The organism is Modestobacter sp. VKM Ac-2983 (assembly GCF_026967885.1).
In the GTDB taxonomy this organism is placed as follows: Bacteria; Actinomycetota; Actinomycetes; order Mycobacteriales; family Geodermatophilaceae; genus Modestobacter.
The window spans coordinates 990,024-1,007,271 of the sequence record NZ_JAPVBK010000002.1; the positions used below are offsets into that span (position 1 = coordinate 990,024).

Sequence of the window (17,248 nt, forward strand, 5' to 3'; positions counted from 1 at the left end):
CTTCCACCCGGGTTGGTTAGGGTCCGCTCATGTACACGGCCAGCTGGGGCGACGTCGCCCGCCGGGACCTGTTCGGGCCGAAGCCGGACCCCCGGGACCGCCCGTACCGGTCGGTGATCCGGGTCGTCCTCGTCGTCTTCCGGCTGTTCCGCTTCCGCTTCGACCTCCGCGGGCAGGAGCACGTGCCGGCCACCGGTGGGGCGGTCATCTGCAGCAACCACGTCTCCTACTTCGACTTCACCTACCTCGGGCTCGCGGCGCTGCCGCAGCACCGGCTGGTGCGGTTCATGGCGAAGGCGGCCATCTTCGGGCACTGGTTCGCCGGGCCGTTCATGCGCGCCATGCACCACATCCCGGTCGACCGCAAGGCCGGGGCCTCGGCCTTCGACGCCGCCGTCCTCGCGCTGAAGGAGGGCAACGTCGTCGGGATCTTCCCCGAGGCGACGATCAGCACGTCGTTCACCGTCAAGGACGTCAAGGCGGGCGCGGCGCGGATGGCGGTCGAGGCCGGGGTGCCCGTGCTCCCCGCCGCGGTGTGGGGTGGGCACCGCGTCGCCACGAAGGCGCACAAGTTCGTGCTGCGCCGCGACGTGCCGGTGACGGTGATCATCGGTGAGCCGCTCTACCCGGAGCCGGGGGAGAAGCCGCAGGCCCTCCTGCGCCGGATCAAGGCGGCGATGGTGGAGCTGCTGGACGAGGCGCAGCGCACCTACCCGGACCAGCCGGCCGGGGACGACGACCGCTGGTGGCAGCCGGCCCACCTGGGCGGCACCGCGCCGACCCCGGAGATCGCCGCCGTCAACGACGCCGACTACGCCGCAGGGAACCGGACCAAGGTGAAGGCCCCGCACCCGCTGGCCCGCGCCAAGCAGCTGCTCGCCCGCGCCCGCCGCTGACCCTCAGCGCACCCGCGTGGCGACGTCGTCCGCGGTGAGCGGGGCGACCATCTCCCGTTCGTACGTGCGGTGCCACCAGGCACCCGTCTCCCGCCGCTCCTCCCGGGTGGTGAACCGGTAGCGGTAGACCAGCACGCGCACGGCAGCCGGGCGGTCGGCGCCGAAGGGCGCCGACCGCAGCAGCCGCAACGTGGCCCGGTCGGCGGCCAGCAGCTTGTCCAGGAAGGGCAGCAGCCAGGCCCGGCCGTAGGCGGGGGAGAGGGCCACGAACCACATCAGCCAGTCGAGCCGCAGGTGGTAGGGCGCCCACTGGGGCGGACGGCGGTGGACGTCGCCGGGCTTGCCGCGGAACTCGTACTCACGCCACACCGCGTCGGGCACGGGGTCGTCGGTGGCCTCCACGACCAGCTCCCGGCGCACCTTGGTCACCGAGCCGAAGGCGCCGTAGCTGTTCACCAGCCGGAGCGGGTCGAAGCTGGTGTTCATCCGCTGCGCGGGCGACAGCAGGTTGCGCACCGGCGCCACGCTGAGGGCGGCGACCAGCACCGCCAGCCCGAGCACCACCGCGACGAACCAGGTGGGGGAGGCGAGCTGGTCGGGACGGTCGACCGGCAGGACGGCGGCCAGCCAGCGCCCGTCGACCACCGACAGGGCCAGCACCAGGGTGAGCGCGTTGAGCCAGGCGAAGTTGCCGCTGACCAGCAGGTACCCCTGGGTGACCACGATGACCAGCGCCACCACCCCGGCGATCGGCTGCGGCGCGAGCAGGCCGAAGACGACGACCAGCTGGGTGACGTGGTTGGCCAGCGTCTCCACCCGGTGCAGCCGCGGGCTCAGCCGGTGGAACCACCAGCTCAGCGGGTTGGGCATCGGCTGGGTCTCGTGGTGCCAGTTCAGGCACGTGAGGTCGCGCCAGCACCGGTCGCCGCGCATCTTGATCAGCCCGGCCCCGAACTCCAGCCGGAAGAGCAGCCAGCGCAGCAGCCACATGCCCAGCGTGGGCGGGGCGACGTGCGCCGGGCCGAGGAAGACGGCGAGGAACCCGGCCTCCAGCAGCAGTGACTCCCAGCCGAAGCCGTACCAGATCTGGCCGACGTTCACGATCGACAGGTAGAGCGCCCAGAGCACCCCCCACAGCGCCATCCAGCCCGCCAGGGGCAGGCGGTCGGCCAGCCCGCCGAGTGCGGCGAGCGAGAGCACGATGCCGGTCCAGCAGCAGCCGGCGAAGAACCGGTCGGACCAGTACAGGTGGAACAGGCTCGGGGCCCGTTTCCAGGAGGCCCACGCCAGGTACCGGGGGACCGGGGTCAGGCCGTCGGTGCCCAGCAGCGCCCGCCCCTGGCGCAGCGCGGCTACGAAGGCGATGAGGTAGACCAGCGCGAGACCCCGGGTGAAGACCCAGCGGCCCGCCCAGGCGCCCGGGTCGGCGAACCAGTCCACGCTCCGCCTCGACTCACTCCGCCGGGGCCTCGAGCCGGAATGCCTCCAGCTCGGTGCCGTACCAGCGGGTGGTGCGCCCCAGCGGCTGCATCCCCAGCTTCTCGCAGACCCGCAGCGATGCCTCGTTGCCCGGCCGGACGACGGCGTAGACCTCCAGCAGCCCGTCGTCGAACGCCCGGTCGACGACCGCCCGGGCCGCTTCGGTGGCGTAGCCGCGCCGCCAGCTGTCGGGGTGCAGGTGCCAGCCGACCTCGACCTCACCGACCCCGTGCGGGAGCGGCTTGAGCAGCACCGTGCCGGCCGGTGGACCCCCGCCCCGGGGCTCGATGGCCCAGCACCCGTGCGCCGGGTCCAGCTCGTGCACCAGCCGCCAGCGCTCGACCAGCTCGGCGGGCGGCACCGTCGGTGCCCCGCCCAGCCAGCAGGTCACCTCGTCCCGGCTGTACAGGTCGGCGAGGCGGGCGAGGTCGGCGTCGCCCGTCGTCCAGGCCCGCAGCCGCAGCCGGTCGGTGCACAGCAGTTCCACCCACGGGGAGCTACCGCCGTCCGCGGCGGAGGAAACGCCTCCGCGGGTTCGCCGTCCTCACGTCCGGGGTGCGGACCGCACGCCCCGGGGTGAGGTCCGCACCCCGCACGTGAGGCTCGCGGGCAGCGGAGTCCTTCAGCAGCCGGCGGGGGTCAGCTGGCGGTCGCGGTGTGCGGCCCACCAGGCGCGGCCCTCGGCGGGCAGGCCGGCGATCGGGTCGTAGTAGGCATGGCGGCGGTCGAGGGCGTCGGCGTCGGTGCGCTCGATGCCGGTGCGGTAGTTCTTCGTCCAGTAGGAGATGCCGCGCTCGCGGTCGTACTCGGCGACCTGGTGCACCCAGCGCTTGCCGACGTAGGGCACGTCGCACACGATCCGCGGGGTCGCGAAGCCCGGCAGGTAGCCCATGACGTCGTGCTGCAGGGTCTGCGCGGTGCCCAGTGAGACCCGCCAGTGCTCGGCGCTGGGGATCATGTCGCACATGTAGAAGTAGTAGGGCGTGATCGAGGCGCCGTCGAGCAGCGCGAAGCACAGGTCCAGCAGTTGCCCGGCGGTGGCGTTCACCCCGGCCAGCAGCACGCCCTGGTTGCGCACGTCGCGCACCCCGGCCGCCAGCAGGGCCCGGGTGGCCTCGGCGACCAGCGGGGTCACCGACTGGGCGGCGTTGACGTGGGTGTGCACCGCCAGCGAGACGCCCCGTGCCCGCGCGATGGCCGCGAGCCGGCCCATCCCGTCGACGACCTCGGGCTGCAGCCAGTGCTGGGGGAGGCCCATCAGCGCCTTGGAGGCGAGCCGGACGTCGCGGATCGAGTCGATCTCCAGGAGCCCCTCGACGAAGGCGGCCAGGTTCTTGAACGGCAGGTTGGCCACGTCGCCACCGGAGACGACGACGTCCCGGACGCCGGGGGTGCGGCGCAGGTAGGCGAGCATCTCGGCCTGCCGGTCGACCGGCTTCAGGTCGAAGCGGAGCTTGTCCACCGCCGGGGTGGAGTTGCCGACCAGGTCCATCCGGGTGCAGTGCCCGCAGTACTGCGGGCAGGTGGACAGCAGCTCGGCCAGCACCTTGGTCGGGTAGCGGTGGGTGAGGCCCTCGACCGCCCACATCTCGTGCTCGTGGAGGGAGTCCCGGGCTGCGTGCGGGTGGCTTGCCTCGTCGCCGGGCAGCCGGTCGGAGGCGACCGGGAGCATGTAGCGACGCACCGGGTCGGCCAGCATCGCGGCAGCGTCGGGGGCGCGGCCGGGGACCATCGTGTTCAGCATCTGCGGCGGCAGCAGCAGCGACATCGTGGCCCGGCCGGCCTGGTCGGCCTCGACGTCGGCGTAGAAGGACTCGTCCAGCAGGTCGCCGTAGACCCCGCGGAGCTGGCGCAGGTTCTTCACGCAGTGCGCGCGCTGCCACTGGGCGCTGCGCCAGTCCTCGTCGGTGACCTCGGCGAAGCCGGGCAACCGCCGCCAGTCGGGCTCGATGAGCTCTCGGGCGGTGTACTCGTAGGGCTGCTCCAGCACCGGAACTCCTGTCCGCGCGGTGTCTCCAACTCCGACACCGCGACCCTACGGGAAGAAGTTCGGCATCTGGGTCGAATGGCGATAGGTTCTCCGGTATCTCGTCAGGGAAGACGAAGGGACGACGGTGGTGATGGACGTGCTGCGCCGCAGCCTCGGCGTGCACCGGGTGCTCGAACCGGCCGGTGTGCTGCCCCAGGCCGCCCATCGGCTGGACGCGGACCCCCGGATCGGCCCGGACGAGGTGCGCATCGCCGTCCACCGGCTCAACCTCGATGCCGCCTCCTACCGGCAGCTGGCCGAGGAGCACGGCGGGGACGGCGACCGGGTGCGTGCCGCCGTCCTCGGGATCGTCGGGAGCCGGGGCAAGATGCACAACCCGGTCACCGGCTCGGGCGGGATGCTCATCGGCGTCGTCGACGAGGTGGGCGACGACTCCCCGCTCGGCCTGGAACCGGGCCAGCGGGTGGCCACCCTGGTCTCCCTCACCCTCACGCCGCTGCGGATCACCGACGGACTGGCGCGGTGGGACGGCCGCAGCGAGCAGGTGCCGGCCGCCGGGACAGCGGTGTTGTTCTCCCGCTCGATCGCCGCCGTCCTCCCCGACGACCTGTCCCAGGAGGTGGCGCTGGCGGTACTGGACGTCTGTGGCGCCCCGGCGGCCACCGAGCGGGTCGTGCACCGGTCGGGCCACCGGCCCTCGGTCGCCGTCCTGGGTGCGGCCGGCAAGTCGGGCTGCCTGAGCCTGGCCGCCGCCCGGGACGCCCGCGCGGGCCGGCTGGTCGGCGTGGTCCGCGACGAGCGGGAGGCCACGGCGCTGCGGGCGGCGCGGCTGGCCGACGAGGTGGTCGTGGCCGACGCCACCGACCCGCTCGCCGTCGCGGCCGCGGTCGGGGCGCCGGTCGACGTCACGGTCGTCTGCGTCGACACCCCCGGCGCCGAGCACGGGGCGGTCCTCGCGACGGCCGACGGCGGCACCGTGGTCTTCTTCTCCATGGCCACGTCCTTCTCGGCGGCGGCCCTGGGAGCTGAGGGGATGGCGGCGGACGTGACGATGCTCGTGGGCAACGGCTACACGCCGGGGCACGCAGCCCTGGCGATGGACCTCTACCGGCACTCGCCGGGGGTGCGGTCCCTGATCGAGCCGCGGGTCCACACCTCGTGAGCGAGCTGCTCATCCGGGACGTGACGGTCGGGGACCGGCCCGGCCGGGCCGTGCACGTCGTCGCCGGGCGCATCGCCTGGCTGGGCGCAGCGGCCGACGCACCCAGGGCCGGCCGGGTGCTGGACGGCGGGGGAGCGCTGCTGACCCCCGCGTTCGTCGACGCGCACGTCCATGCCACCGCCACCGGCCTGGCGCTCACCGGCCTGGACCTGCACGGCGCCGACAGCCTGCGCTCCGCGCTGACCGGCGTCACCGCCCAGACCACCGCCGCTCCCACCGGCACGGTGCTCGGCACCGGCTGGGACGAGACGGCCTGGCCCGAGGGCCGCGGGCTCACCCGGCACGACCTGGACTCGGTGGTGGGGGAGCGGCCGGCCTACCTGGCCCGGGTCGACGTGCACTCGGCCACCGTCTCCACCGCGCTGCTGGACCGGGTGCCCGGCATCACGGAGCTGCCCGGGTACAGCCCCGACGGCCGGCTCCGGCTCGACGCCCACCACGCCGCCCGGCAGGCCGCCTACGGGTCGGTGCCGCCGGACCAGCGGCGCAGCGCCCAGCGGGCCACCCTCGCTGCCGCGGCGGCGCTGGGCATCGGCAGCGTGCACGAGATGGCCGGCCCGGAGGTGTCCAGCGCCGAGGACCTCGCCGGGCTGCTCGCGCTGGCCGCCGAGGCGCCCGGGCCGCGGGTGGTCGGCTACTGGGGCGAGCTGTCCGAGCGCGGCGGGCTGGACGTCGTCCGGGAGCTGCGGCTGGCCGGCGCCGGTGGCGACCTGTTCTGCGACGGCGCGTTCGGCTCGCACACCGCCGCGCTGAGCACCCCGTACGCCGACCGGCCGGAGACCACCGGGGCACTGCGCTTCGACACCGCCGCCCTCGTCGAGCACGTGCGCGCCTGCACCGCGGCAGGTCTGCAGGCCGGGTTCCACTGCATCGGGGACGCCGCCGTCGACCAGGTGCTGGCCGCGGTCGGCATCGTCGTCGACGAGCTGGGCCGGGACGCCGTCCGGGCCTGCCGGCACCGGCTGGAGCACGTGGAGATGGTCGGCGACGCCGCGATCGCCCAGCTGCGCCGGTGGGGGATGGTCGCCAGCGTCCAGCCCGCCTTCGACGCCGCCTGGGGCGGGCCGGCCGGCATGTACGCCGAGCGGCTGGGCGTCGAGCGGGCCGCCGGCTGCAATCCGCTCGCCGACCTCGTCGACGCCGACGTGACCGTCGCCCTCGGCAGCGACGCCCCGGTCACCCCGCTGGACCCGTGGGGCGGCGTGCACGCCGCGATCGACCACACCACCCCCGGCTCCGGCCTGCGCCCCTTCGACGCCTTCGACGCGGCGACCCACGGCGGCTGGGTGGCGGCCCGCGCCGAGCACCCGGAGGGCCCGCTGGCCGTCGGCGCGCCGGCGGACCTCGCGCTCTGGGCGACCGAGCTGACGCTCTCCGCCGTCCTGGCCGGCCGCGCCCGCCCCACCTGCCGCCAGCTGATCGTCGGAGGCCGGCCGTGCTGACCCGGCGAGGAGGAGTTCGGGGATGAGCAGGCTGCAGCTGGACCAGGCGCTGGTGGCGCGGGCGCGGGAGCTCGCCGCCCGGGCGGCGGCACCGGTCGTCGACCTGGCCGCCACGCACACCACGATCTCGGTGGAGCGGGCCCAGCTGCGGCTGGCCGGGCTGACCGGCACCGACCCGGTCCTCGGCGACGGCCTCGAGCAGCAGGACCGGGTGCCCTGGGTCAACCGGGTGGTGGACGCCGTCCGCGACCAGGTGGGCCTGGAGCACGGGGTGGCGCTGCCGGTCTGGCACGCGCTGGGCTCCGGCGGCACGCTGCAGGAGCTCGCCGAGCAGGTCGGTGCCGGCACCGCCCGGTTCACCGTGCCCGAGGGGGCCGCCGCCGACCAGGCCCGGGAGGCCGCCCGCACCGCCGTCGGCGCCGGGATCGCCCGGATCGACGCGAACCGGGCCCACCGGGAGGAGCTGGTCGCCACGCACGGCGACCCGCCCCGCCGTCCGTGGATCTACCTGATCGTGGCCACCGGCGACATCCACGAGGACATCCCGCAGGCCCAGGCCGCCGCCCGCGCCGGGGCCGACGTCATCGCCGTCATCCGCTCCACCGGCCAGTCGCTGCTGGACTACGTGCCCGAGGGGGCCACCCGCACCGGCTACGCCGGCACGTACGCCACCCAGGAGAACTTCCGGCTGATGCGGGCCGCCCTGGACGACGTCAGCGCCGAGCTCGGCCGCTACGTCCGGCTGACCAACTACGCCTCCGGGCTCTGCATGCCCGAGATCGCCGTCCTGGCCGGGCTGGAGCGGCTGGACATGATGCTCAACGACGCGATGTACGGGATCCTCTTCCGCGACATCAACCCGATCCGGACCTTCGTCGACCAGCGGTTCAGCCGGATGGTGCACGCCCGCGCCGGGATCATCATCAACACCGGCGAGGACAACTACCTCACCACCGCCGACGCCGTCGACGAGGCGCACACCGTCACCGTCAGCCAGCTGCTCAACGAGCGGCTGGCGCACGAGGCCGGGCTCGCGGACTGGCAGCTGGGCCTGGGGCACGCCTTCGAGATCGACCCGGGCGTCCCCGAGTCGTTCCGGCTGGAGCTGGCGCACGCGCTGCTGGCCCGCGGGCTCTTCCCGGACGCGCCGCTGAAGTGGATGCCGCCGACCAAGCACATGACCGGCGACGTGTTCCGCGGCTACCTGCTCGACGGCTTCTTCAACCTGGCCGGGGCGCTCACCGGTCAGGGCATCCTGCTGGTGGGGATGATGACCGAGGCGGTGGTCACCCCGTGGCTCTCCGACCGGGACCTGGCGCTGCGCAACGTCCGCTACGTGCTCGAGGCCGCCGGGAACCTGCACGAGGACTTCGCGCCCCAGCCGGGTGGGTTCATCGACCGCCGGGCGCACACCGTGCTGACCGAGGCGGTCGACCTCCTGGAGCGGATCGCCGCCCACCCGCAGGGGCTGATCCAGGCGGTCGCCGACGGCACCTTCGGCATCACCAAGCGGGCACCGGACGGCGGCAAGGGCCTGGACGGCGTCGTCCGTAAGGCCGCCGACCACTTCGACCCGGCCACCGAGCTGCTGGAGCGCATCCATGCCTGAGACCCACCAAAATGGCCATTTTGGTGGAACCGGGGCCGGGAGCGTGGTGCGGCCGTACGGGGACACCACCGGCGACGGGATGGTGCAGACGTCGTTCACCCTGCCCGTCCCGCCCGGGCCGAGGGCCGAGGGTGCGGCGCTGCAGCTGGCGCAGAAGATGGGCATCGAGCCGGCGATGGTGGTGCACAGCGCCGGGATCGGAGAGGGCTTCACCTTCTTCGTGGTCTACGGCAGCGTGCGGCACCTGGTGGACCTGGACGCCGTGCAGGTCGAGGAGCGGGCCTATCCGCTGCTGTCGCCGGGTGAGGTCAACGCCGCGGTGAAGACCCGGCTCCGGCGCAGCCTCGTCGTCCTGGGGGCCTGCATCGGCACCGACGCGCACACCGTGGGCATCGACGCGATCCTCAACCTCAAGGGCTTCGCGGGGGAGAAGGGCCTGGAGTACTACCGGGAGCTGCAGGTGGCCAACCTCGGCGCCCAGGTCAGCGTGCCGGAGCTGGTGCACGCCGCCCGCGCCCGCAAGGCCGACGCCGTCCTGGTCTCCCAGGTGGTCACCCAGAAGGACGCCCACCTGCGCAACACCCGCGAACTGGCCGCCGCGTTCCGGGAGGCGATGGGGGAGTCCCGCCCGCTGCTGGTGGTCGGCGGCCCCCGCTTCGACCCGGCGATGGCCGCCGACCTCGGGGTGGACAAGGTCTTCGGCCGGGGGACGACGCCCGGCGAGGTCGCCAGCTACCTGGTGCACGCACTCGTCCCCGAGGAGGAGCCCGCATGAGCGACCCGCGCCCGCCCGACCCCCGCCTGGGGCTGATCGTCACCCACCGCCGCTACGTGCCGTACGCCCACGCCCACTACGGCGGCGCGCTCGTCGACGGGGCGTACACCCTCGGCCTGTTCGGCGACGTCGCGACCGAGGTGGCGATCCGCAGCGACGGCGACGAGGGGCTGCTCGCCGGGTACTCGGAGGTCTCCTTCCTCGCCCCGGTGCAGGCCGGCGACGTGCTGGAGGCCTCCTGTGAGGTGGTCCGGGTGGGCCGCCGCAGCCGGGAGCTGCGCTGCTGGGCCGACGTCGTGGCCCGCGCCGACCCCTCCCGCGGCGCGTCGGCCGCTCAGCTGCTCGACCCGCCGCTGCGGGTGGTCGAGGCGGTGGCAACGCTCGTCGTCCCCGTCCCCGTCCCCGCCCCCGACGCCCCGGCCTGACCCGGGCGGGTCGCCGTCCCGTCATCGCCACGCCACCGGGTGTTCCGCGCCGGTGACGCTCCGAACCACTGGTCCCCAGGGGTTCCCCGGCGTCCGATCGGTGCCTAGGGTCGGGGTCGCCCCATCCCGGGAGACCGGGGTGTGCTTCCCCCTCGGCACAGTCGCGCGCTCGTCCCTCGGTGACGCAGTCCGGTGACGCACCTCGCGTCGCTGCCTGCGCACACCGCCAGGCCGAGGGGGAACCGCGGACCCGAGGGTGCACGTCCCACTCCCGACGTCCGCTCCGGCGGGGCCCCGCGTCACCAGACAACGGAACGGCGACCGCAGCCAGCGGCCGGTGTCCCGGCCCGAAGGCGCGGGGTGCCCCGGTGCGGACGCCGGTCGGGTGCAGCTGCGGCGGTCGCCAAGCCGGGAGTGGGATGCTGGGAGCTGGTCACGGCATCAGCGCCACGACCGGGTCCGAGCGGCATGCCGGGCCCAGGGTGTCCCGGGCAGCGACCCGGGCCAGCGCGGAGGGCGGCGGTGCCGACAGTGGTGGCGACCGGCACGGTGGAGTCAGCCACCCCGAGCACCCCGGCGGAGCCCGCGGCCCCGCGCCGCCGCTGGCCGTGGCGCACCGTCCTGGCGGCCGCCGGGGGCGTGGCGCTGTACCTGGCCTTCCCCGGGCACGACCTGTCCGTGCTCGCCGTGCTGGGCCCCGCGGCCCTCGCGCTCGCCGTCCGCGGCGAGCGGGTCCGCGGCGGGGTGTGGCTGGGGTTGGTGCTGGGCCTGGTCTTCCTGCTGCCCCTGCTGTCCTGGACCGGGATCTACGTCGGCTCCTTCCCCTGGCTGGTGCTGGCCGTGGTCGAGGCGCTGTACTTCGCGGTCCTCGGGGGTGCCCTGGCCGTCACCTCGCGGCTGCCCGCTTGGCCGCTGTGGTCCTCCGCGCTCTGGGTGGGCGCGGAGGCGCTGCGCGGCCGGTGGCCGCTGGGCGGGTTCCCGTGGGGCCGGCTGGGGTTCAGCCAGGCCGACGGGCCGTTCACGTCGCTGGCCGCCTACGGCGGCGTTCCCTTGGTGAGCTTCGCCGTTGCGCTGACCGGCACCCTGCTGGCCGCCGGCGTCGTCGGCCTGCACCGGGCTCGGCGCGGGCGGGACGGACGGCGTGCGGCCGCCCTCGCGCTCGTGGGTGCGCTCGCCGTCCCCCTGGTGGGCCTGCTGGCGGAGCTGCCGCTGGCCGGGTCGTCGCTGACCGAGGGCGGCCCCACCCGCACGGTGGCGGTCATCCAGGGCAACGTGCCCCGGGCCGGGCTGGACTTCAACGCCCAGCGGCGGGCCGTGCTGGACAACCACGCCGCCCAGACCGTCGAGCTGGCCGCGGCCGTCGCACGTGGTGACGCCGCGCAGCCGGACCTGGTCATCTGGCCGGAGAACAGCTCCGACATCGACCCCTACATCAACGCCGACGCCGCCCGGGTGATCACCCGCGCGGCGGTCGCGATCGACGCGCCCATCCTGGTCGGCGCGGTGGTGCAGGCCCCGGGCGACTTCGTCGCGAACACCGCCATCGTCTGGGACCCGGTGACCGGCCCCGGCGACACCTACGTCAAGCGGCATCCCGTGCCGCTGGCGGAGTACGTGCCGGCCCGGCCCTTCTTCCGCTTCTTCAGCCCGCTGGTCGACCGGGTCACCGACTTCCTCCACGGCACCGAGGTCGGCATCCTGGACATCGGCGGGGCCCGCGTCGGTGACGTCATCTGCTTCGAGGTGGCCTACGACGGACTGGTCGCCGACGTCGTCGATGCCGGCGCCGGGATGATCGTCGTGCAGACCAACAACGCGACGTTCGGGTACACCGACGAGAGCGCACAGCAGCTCGCGATGAGCCGGCTGCGGGCCGTCGAGTACGGCCGGACCGTGGTGGTCGCGGCGACCAGCGGGATCAGCGCCGTCGTCGCCCCGGACGGCTCCCTGGTGCAGCGCTCCGAGCTGTTCACCGCCGACACCTTCGTCGAGGAGATCGCCCAGCGGGACTCCTCGACCGTCGCCGAGCGGCTGGGCGCAGCCCCGGAGTGGGTGCTGACGGCGCTGGGCGTGGGTGCCGTCCTGGCCGCGGCGTCCCCGGCGCTGGCCCGGCGACGGGCGGTCGGCCGGTGACCGGCCCGGAGGTCCCCGGGCCGGTCCTGGTGGTCATCCCGACGTACGAGGAGGTCGGGAATCTGGCGGCGGTGCTGGACCGGCTGCACGCGGCGGTGCCGACGGCGCACGCCCTCGTCGTGGACGACGCCTCGCCCGACGGCACCGGCGAGCTCGCCGATGCCCGGGCGGCGGCCGACGAGCGCGTGCACGTGCTGCACCGCACCGCCAAGGCGGGGCTGGGCGGCGCCTACGTCGCCGGCTTCCGGTGGGCGGCGCAGCACGGCTACGGCGTGGTGGTCGAGATGGACGCCGACGGGTCGCACCCGCCCGAACGGCTCCCGGCGCTGCTGGCCGCCCTCTCCGACGCCGACCTGGTGCTGGGGTCCCGGTACGTGCCCGGGGGAGAGGTGCTCGACTGGCCACCGCACCGGCTGGCGCTGTCGCGGCTGGGCAACCTCTACACCCGGTGGGCGCTGCGGCTGCCACTGGCCGATGCCACGGGCGGGTTCCGGGCGGCGCGGATGGAACTCGTCACCCGGCTGCCCTTCGACTCGGTCGCCAGCCAGGGCTACTGCTTCCAGGTCGACTGGGCCTGGCGGGCGGTCCGATCCGGCGCTCAGGTGGTCGAGGTGCCGATCGCCTTCAGCGAACGCACGGCCGGGCGGAGCAAGATGAGCGGTTCGATCGTTGGAGAAGCACTGGTACGGGTGAGCTGGTGGGGCATCCTGGACCGGCTGGCCGATCGGCTGCCGGACCGGGTGACCCGTCCCGTGCCAGGACGAGCCCGGGACGGGCGGCGGCCCAGGGTCCTCCGGTAGGGAGGACCCACCGCCCCGCGGGCGGAGGGAGAACGCATGGCCACCAGCCACACCGCCCCACGACGCAGGTCGTCGGGCCTCCGGACGGCGATCGGGCTGGGCGCGCTGGCCGAGGTCGTCGTCTACGTCCTGGTCGTCTCCTGGATCGGGCTGGGCTGGACGATCCTCGCCACCCTGGCCACCAGCGCCCTGGGCTGGGCGCTGCTGGCCCGGCAGGGCACCAAGGCCCTCGGGGAGCTCCGGATGCGCGCCGAGGAGCACCGGGCCCCGGGCCGCGCCCTGGGCGATGCCGGCCTGGTCGCACTGGGTGGGCTGCTGATGGTGCTGCCCGGCTTCCTGGGCGACCTGCTCGGGTTGCTCTGCCTGCTGCCGGCCACCCGCGCCCTGCCCCGCGCCCTGATCACCCGCGGGCTGCTCCGGCGACTGCCGGACCGGCTGGGCGGGCCGGTGTACGTGCGTTCGACGCGCACCGAGCCGGTCACCGGCCCCGACCAGCCGTTCCGGGCCGGGCCGGCCACCCGTGGGGAGCACCCGGTGATCGAGGGCGAGGTCGCCGCGGACCGCACGGACCCCTGACCAGCTGGTCAGGGGCGCTCCCAGGACACGGAACGGCCCCGGTGGGTACTCCCACCGGGGCCGTTCCGTGTTCAGGTCAGCTGAGGCGTCTCAGCTGGGGGAGCTCAGGACGCGCGAGTGCGGCGACCGCGGAGCACCTCGAGGCGCTCGGCGAGGACCTCCTCGAGGTCGTCGACCGAGCGACGCTCCAGGAGCATGTCCCAGTGCGTGCGCGGGGGCTTGACCTTCTTGGGGGCCGGCTCCGCGCCCCCGACCAGCTTGGCGGCCGAACCGTCGTACTTGCACTCCCAGGTGTCGGGGAGCTCGGCGTCATCGGCGAAGGGCACCGTGACGAGGTGCCCCTGGGCACACCGGTACTCGGCGTACTGCCGCTCGATGGGCGCGGTGTTGCGCTCGGTCTCATAGCTCACGCTGCCCAGTCGGCTTCCGCGTAGCGAACGCTCGCCCATGGCACACCGTCCTCTCGTGCTGATGTCGGTCAGATCTGGACTTCCCGGGCAGCCGCATGCTCACGCATCCGGTGCGGGTGTCGCAGGGGTCAACGACAGATGAAGGAAATGGATTCCAGGTCGCCAGCAACACATCATCGCACGGGGTGATGTATCAGCGCTCAACCACCCTTAGGAGGGAGCTCCCGGCCCGGTCAGCGCAGGGCCAGCTGCCCCGGTCCGGTCGGTGCCGGTCCCAGCTGACCGCGGGAGAAGTGGCGCCGGCACAGCACCTGGTACCGGACGGCGGCGGCCTCGGCGGCGGACTCGGCCGCCGCCGGCTGCAGCGCCGGCGCGGTGTCGGCGACGACGACGGTGGCGCCCTCGCGCACCACGGCGTCGCCGACGACCCGGGCGTTGAGCAGACCGGGGAGGCCGCACCAGCAGAGCACCTCGACCTGCACCCGCTGCACGTCGTCGGCCAGCTCGAACAACCGCTGGGTGCCGGGGAACAGCCGGGTGCGGAAGTCGGTGGTCAGTCCGAACGCGTAGACGTCGACGTGCGACTCGTCGACCAGCTCTGCCAGCTGCTCCGCCTGTTCACCGGTGAGGAACTGCGCCTCGTCGACGATCAGGTAGTCGACCCGGTGCCCGGCAGCCCAGCGGTCGCGCACCAGCAGCCGGACGTCGGTGTCGGCGTTCAGCTCGATCGCCGCCCGCTGCAGACCGACCCGGGAGCTGATCTGCGGGGTGCCGGACCGGTCGCCCTGGGTCAGGAGCAACCCGTGGCGGCCCTGCCGGCTCTGGTTGTGGTCGACCTGGAGGGCGAGGGTGGACTTCCCACAGTCCATCGGGCCGTGGAAGAAGACCAGGTGGGCCGGGGCCGGGTGCCGGCGGCGGTCACCGGCGGCCGGGACGACGCCCAGCGATGCGTCGAGGGCGGCGAGCTGGCCGGCGGGGGGAGTGGGGGTCACAGACGCTCCGGGGGTGTGTTGCCGGCTTCCACGATCGCGCGGCGCATGTCCAGCCGCGCCAGCAGCCAGCCGCCGGCGACGAAGAAGAAGACGAGGCTGAAGATCGCGTACCGGTAGGACTCGGTGAGCTGGTAGGTCAGGGCGAACAGGAACGGGCCGAGCCAGCTGGTCCCACGATCGCTGATCTCGTAGAAGCCGAAGTACTCGGCCTCCTTGCCCGGCGGGATCAACTGGCTGAACAGCGAACGGGACAGCGCCTGGGTGCCCCCGAGCACGAAGCCGATGCAGACGGCCAGCAGGTAGAACTGGACGACGGCGCCCGACTGCACGAAGTAGGCAGCCACCAGGACGCCGACCCACAGCACCAGGCTGCCCAGCACCGTCCGCTTGGCCCCGATCGCCATGGCGATCCGGCCCATCGCGATGGCGCCGAAGAACGCGACCACCTGCACCAGCAGGATCGCCGAGATCAGGGTCGACTGGTCCAGGTCGAGCTCCTCGGCGCCGTACTGCGCCGACACCCCGATGATCGTCTGCACGCCGTCGTTGAACAGCAGGTAGGCGCCGAGGAACCACAGGGTCAGCCGGTACCGCCGCAGGTCGCGCAGCGTCGCGGCGAGCTGACGGAACCCCCCGGAGAGCGCCCCCTGCTCAGGTCCGACCACCACGGCGGACTCCCGCGGCCGCCGGTTGCGCAGCAGCGAGACACTGACCAGGGTGAACCCGGCCCACCAGATGCCGGCCGAGGCCAGGCAGATCCGGACCGCCTCCCCCTCGGTCAGGCCGAGCGACTCGTACTGGGAGAAGAGCGCCAGGTTGCCGGCCAGCAGCACCGCCCCGCCCAGGTAGCCGCAGGCCCAGCCGCGGCTGGACACGGCATCTCGCTCCTCCGGGCCGGCCAGGTCGGGCAGCCAGGAGTAGTAGACGACCGTCGCCGCACCGAAGGAGAGGTTCGCCGCGATGAACAGCACCGCGCCCAGGAGGTAGCGCTCGCCGGCGACGAAGAACAGCGACATGGTGCACAGCGAGCCGAGGCCGGCGAAGGTGGCCAGCAGCTGCCGCTTGGCTCCGCTGCGGTCGGCGATGGCCCCGGTGATCGGCAGCACCAGCACCTGGAGCACGACCGACAGCGACAGCACGTACCCGAAATAGCTGCCGGTCGGGACGCTGATGCCCAGCGGGTGGATCCGGCCGTCGGCGTCGGCGGCCACCTCGGCGATCGAGGTCAGGTACGGCGCGAGGAAGACGGTCGTCACCGAGGTGCTGAAGACCGACATCGCCCAGTCGTAGGAGTACCAACCGGCGCGCTCCCGACGCAGCGCCCGGTCGGGCGGCGGCGGTGCGGGGTCGACCTGCGGGGCGGCGCTCACCGGCGCAGGGTGCCAGTCTCCGGGGCGGCGGTCCAGCACCGGCCCGGCTGCCCGGCCGCGCCGTTCACCGCAGGCCCGGGTCGAGCCGCGGGGCGAGCGTGCTCACACGCCCGTCCACTGCCCCCGGGACACCAGCAGGTCGCGGAGCATCGACGGCCGGTCGGTCATCACGCCGTCGACGCCCAGGTCGAGCATCTCGGCGGCCTCGGCCTCGTTGTCGACGGTCCAGACGTGCACCTGCAGGCTGCGGGCGTGGGCGGCGGCGATGAACCGCTCGTCCACCAACGGGCGGCCCCCCAGGGCCAGCGGCACCTGCGCGCAGCCGGCCTGGATCCGCACCAGCCCCGCGGCGCGGGGCGAGTACGAGGAGAGCCGGAGCGCGGCGACGCCCTTGGGCCCCAGGGAGGTGCAGACATCCGGGCCGAAGAGGCGCCGCGCCGCGGCGATCCGGGCGTCGGAGAACGAGCCGAGGCAGATCCGGTCCTCGACGTTCAGCCGACGGATGGAACGCACCAGGGGCGCCAGCACGCCGGCGGCCTTGATGTCGAGGTTGAAGCGGACGTCGGGCCACGCGCCCAGCAGGTCCTCCAGCCGCATGATCGGTTCGCGGCCGCCGATCAGCGCCGTGCGGACGTCCCGCCAGTGCATGGCGTCGACCCGCCCGGTCCGGTCGGTGACCCGGTCCAGCGTCGGGTCGTGGAAGACCACCAGCTCGCCGTCGTAGGTGACCCGGACGTCGGTCTCGATGTACCGGTAACCCAGCGCCACGCACGCCTCGAAGGCCGGCTGGGTGTTCTCCAGGTGCTCGATGGCCCCACCCCGGTGGGCCATCGCCACCGGGGTCGGCCCATCGAGGAAGGCGTAACGCGAGCCCGGCACGCCCCCACGCTAGTGCGGTGCGCCACGGCCCGTCCGAGGAGGTCCTGGTCACCGGGCAGTTGCTCTCGCGCACCGGCTCGGGCGTGTCCGTGGCGGGCGGCCCGACCGGGCGTCTACCGTCCGTGCCGTGGCGGTAGAGCAGGGCGTCGAGGCCCCTCCGGTCCCTCGGTCACGGCGGGCCGAGGGTGAGGAGCGACGGTGCGGTTGGTGCCGCAACGTCCTGCCGGCGCAGGAGTCGGTTGGCCGGCCT

The 17,248-nt window shown here is 74.1% G+C and carries 16 protein-coding genes; 9 read left to right on the forward strand and 7 right to left on the reverse strand.

From position 1 onward, the window contains the following. Window positions 1-29 precede the first annotated feature (29 nt). Window positions 30-896 (forward strand): lysophospholipid acyltransferase family protein, encoded by an 867-nt coding sequence (locus O2W18_RS11160; protein ID WP_269187591.1) that lies wholly within the window; start codon window positions 30-32, stop codon window positions 894-896. A gap of 3 nt (window positions 897-899) precedes the next feature. Here O2W18_RS11160 and O2W18_RS11165 read toward each other — a convergent pair whose 3' ends face one another. The 3 genes from O2W18_RS11165 to O2W18_RS11175 form a co-directional block, all read right to left on the reverse strand. Next, complete coding sequence (locus tag O2W18_RS11165) at window positions 900-2,336, reverse strand: lipase maturation factor family protein (RefSeq protein WP_269187592.1); 1,437 nt, start codon at window positions 2,334-2,336, stop codon at window positions 900-902. 13 nt (window positions 2,337-2,349) lie between these two features. Continuing rightward, window positions 2,350-2,862: a GNAT family N-acetyltransferase gene (locus O2W18_RS11170; RefSeq protein ID WP_269187593.1), complete on the reverse strand. Its 513-nt coding sequence runs from the start codon at window positions 2,860-2,862 to the stop codon at window positions 2,350-2,352. A 135-nt stretch (window positions 2,863-2,997) separates the two neighbouring features. Beyond that, window positions 2,998-4,365: a KamA family radical SAM protein gene (locus tag O2W18_RS11175; RefSeq protein WP_269187594.1), complete on the reverse strand. Its 1,368-nt coding sequence runs from the start codon at window positions 4,363-4,365 to the stop codon at window positions 2,998-3,000. Window positions 4,366-4,495: 130 nt separating this feature from the next. Between O2W18_RS11175 and O2W18_RS11180 the strand changes: the two genes are divergently transcribed. The 8 genes from O2W18_RS11180 (at window position 4,496) to O2W18_RS11215 (ending at window position 13,347) form a co-directional block, all read left to right on the forward strand. After that, window positions 4,496-5,527, forward strand: a complete 1,032-nt coding sequence (locus O2W18_RS11180) for an L-erythro-3,5-diaminohexanoate dehydrogenase (RefSeq protein ID WP_269187595.1) — start codon at window positions 4,496-4,498, stop codon at window positions 5,525-5,527. Then, complete coding sequence (locus O2W18_RS11185) at window positions 5,524-7,029, forward strand: amidohydrolase (protein WP_269187596.1); 1,506 nt, start codon at window positions 5,524-5,526, stop codon at window positions 7,027-7,029. Before O2W18_RS11180 ends, O2W18_RS11185 begins: the two co-directional genes overlap by 4 nt. A gap of 22 nt (window positions 7,030-7,051) precedes the next feature. Further along, the gene (locus tag O2W18_RS11190; RefSeq protein ID WP_269187597.1) at window positions 7,052-8,638 is read left to right on the forward strand and encodes a lysine 5,6-aminomutase subunit alpha; all 1,587 of its coding nucleotides are present in this window, start codon (window positions 7,052-7,054) and stop codon (window positions 8,636-8,638) included. Beyond that, window positions 8,631-9,413 carry an OAM dimerization domain-containing protein gene (locus tag O2W18_RS11195; RefSeq protein WP_269187598.1) on the forward strand — a complete coding sequence of 261 codons (783 nt, stop codon included), beginning with the start codon at window positions 8,631-8,633 and terminating at the stop codon, window positions 9,411-9,413. The genes O2W18_RS11190 and O2W18_RS11195 overlap by 8 nt, the downstream gene beginning before the upstream one ends. Next, a complete protein-coding gene (locus tag O2W18_RS11200; RefSeq protein WP_269187599.1) occupies window positions 9,410-9,838 on the forward strand; it encodes a hotdog fold domain-containing protein in 429 nt (142 codons plus the stop codon). The genes O2W18_RS11195 and O2W18_RS11200 overlap by 4 nt, the downstream gene beginning before the upstream one ends. Before the next feature lie 522 nt (window positions 9,839-10,360). Then, window positions 10,361-11,971 (forward strand): apolipoprotein N-acyltransferase, encoded by a 1,611-nt coding sequence (gene lnt / locus O2W18_RS11205; RefSeq protein WP_269187600.1) that lies wholly within the window; start codon window positions 10,361-10,363, stop codon window positions 11,969-11,971. Then, window positions 11,968-12,771, forward strand: coding sequence for a polyprenol monophosphomannose synthase (locus O2W18_RS11210; RefSeq protein ID WP_269187601.1), 804 nt, complete (start codon window positions 11,968-11,970; stop codon window positions 12,769-12,771). The genes lnt and O2W18_RS11210 overlap by 4 nt, the downstream gene beginning before the upstream one ends. A gap of 36 nt (window positions 12,772-12,807) precedes the next feature. Further along, window positions 12,808-13,347, forward strand: a complete 540-nt coding sequence (locus tag O2W18_RS11215; RefSeq protein WP_269187602.1) for an FxsA family protein — start codon at window positions 12,808-12,810, stop codon at window positions 13,345-13,347. Between the two features lie 104 nt (window positions 13,348-13,451). Here the strand turns inward: O2W18_RS11215 and O2W18_RS11220 are convergent, their stop codons facing one another. The 4 genes from O2W18_RS11220 to O2W18_RS11235 all read right to left on the reverse strand — a co-directional run bounded on the left by O2W18_RS11220 (window position 13,452) and on the right by O2W18_RS11235 (window position 16,998). Continuing rightward, window positions 13,452-13,796, reverse strand: a complete 345-nt coding sequence (locus tag O2W18_RS11220) for an RNA polymerase-binding protein RbpA (protein WP_036332628.1) — start codon at window positions 13,794-13,796, stop codon at window positions 13,452-13,454. Window positions 13,797-13,990: 194 nt separating this feature from the next. Then, window positions 13,991-14,749, reverse strand: coding sequence for a thymidine kinase (locus O2W18_RS11225; protein ID WP_269187603.1), 759 nt, complete (start codon window positions 14,747-14,749; stop codon window positions 13,991-13,993). Further along, entirely contained in the window at window positions 14,746-16,119 is a 1,374-nt protein-coding gene (locus O2W18_RS11230; protein WP_269187604.1) for an MFS transporter, read from the reverse strand. The genes O2W18_RS11225 and O2W18_RS11230 overlap by 4 nt, the downstream gene beginning before the upstream one ends. A gap of 102 nt (window positions 16,120-16,221) precedes the next feature. Next, window positions 16,222-16,998, reverse strand: coding sequence for a glycerophosphodiester phosphodiesterase (locus O2W18_RS11235; RefSeq protein WP_269187605.1), 777 nt, complete (start codon window positions 16,996-16,998; stop codon window positions 16,222-16,224). Window positions 16,999-17,248: the final 250 nt, after the last annotated feature.

What these genes read in the sequence shown, in the direction of transcription:
- O2W18_RS11220 (WP_036332628.1), bottom strand. Translation starts at nt 13,796, where the DNA reads ATGGGCGAGCGTTCGCTACGCGGAAGCCGACTGGGCAGCGTGAGCTAT.
- O2W18_RS11200 (WP_269187599.1), top strand. Translation starts at nt 9,410, where the DNA reads ATGAGCGACCCGCGCCCGCCCGACCCCCGCCTGGGGCTGATCGTCACC.
- O2W18_RS11215 (WP_269187602.1), top strand. Translation starts at nt 12,808, where the DNA reads ATGGCCACCAGCCACACCGCCCCACGACGCAGGTCGTCGGGCCTCCGG.
- O2W18_RS11180 (WP_269187595.1), top strand. Translation starts at nt 4,496, where the DNA reads ATGGACGTGCTGCGCCGCAGCCTCGGCGTGCACCGGGTGCTCGAACCG.
- O2W18_RS11160 (WP_269187591.1), top strand. Translation starts at nt 30, where the DNA reads ATGTACACGGCCAGCTGGGGCGACGTCGCCCGCCGGGACCTGTTCGGG.
- O2W18_RS11190 (WP_269187597.1), top strand. Translation starts at nt 7,052, where the DNA reads ATGAGCAGGCTGCAGCTGGACCAGGCGCTGGTGGCGCGGGCGCGGGAG.
- O2W18_RS11195 (WP_269187598.1), top strand. Translation starts at nt 8,631, where the DNA reads ATGCCTGAGACCCACCAAAATGGCCATTTTGGTGGAACCGGGGCCGGG.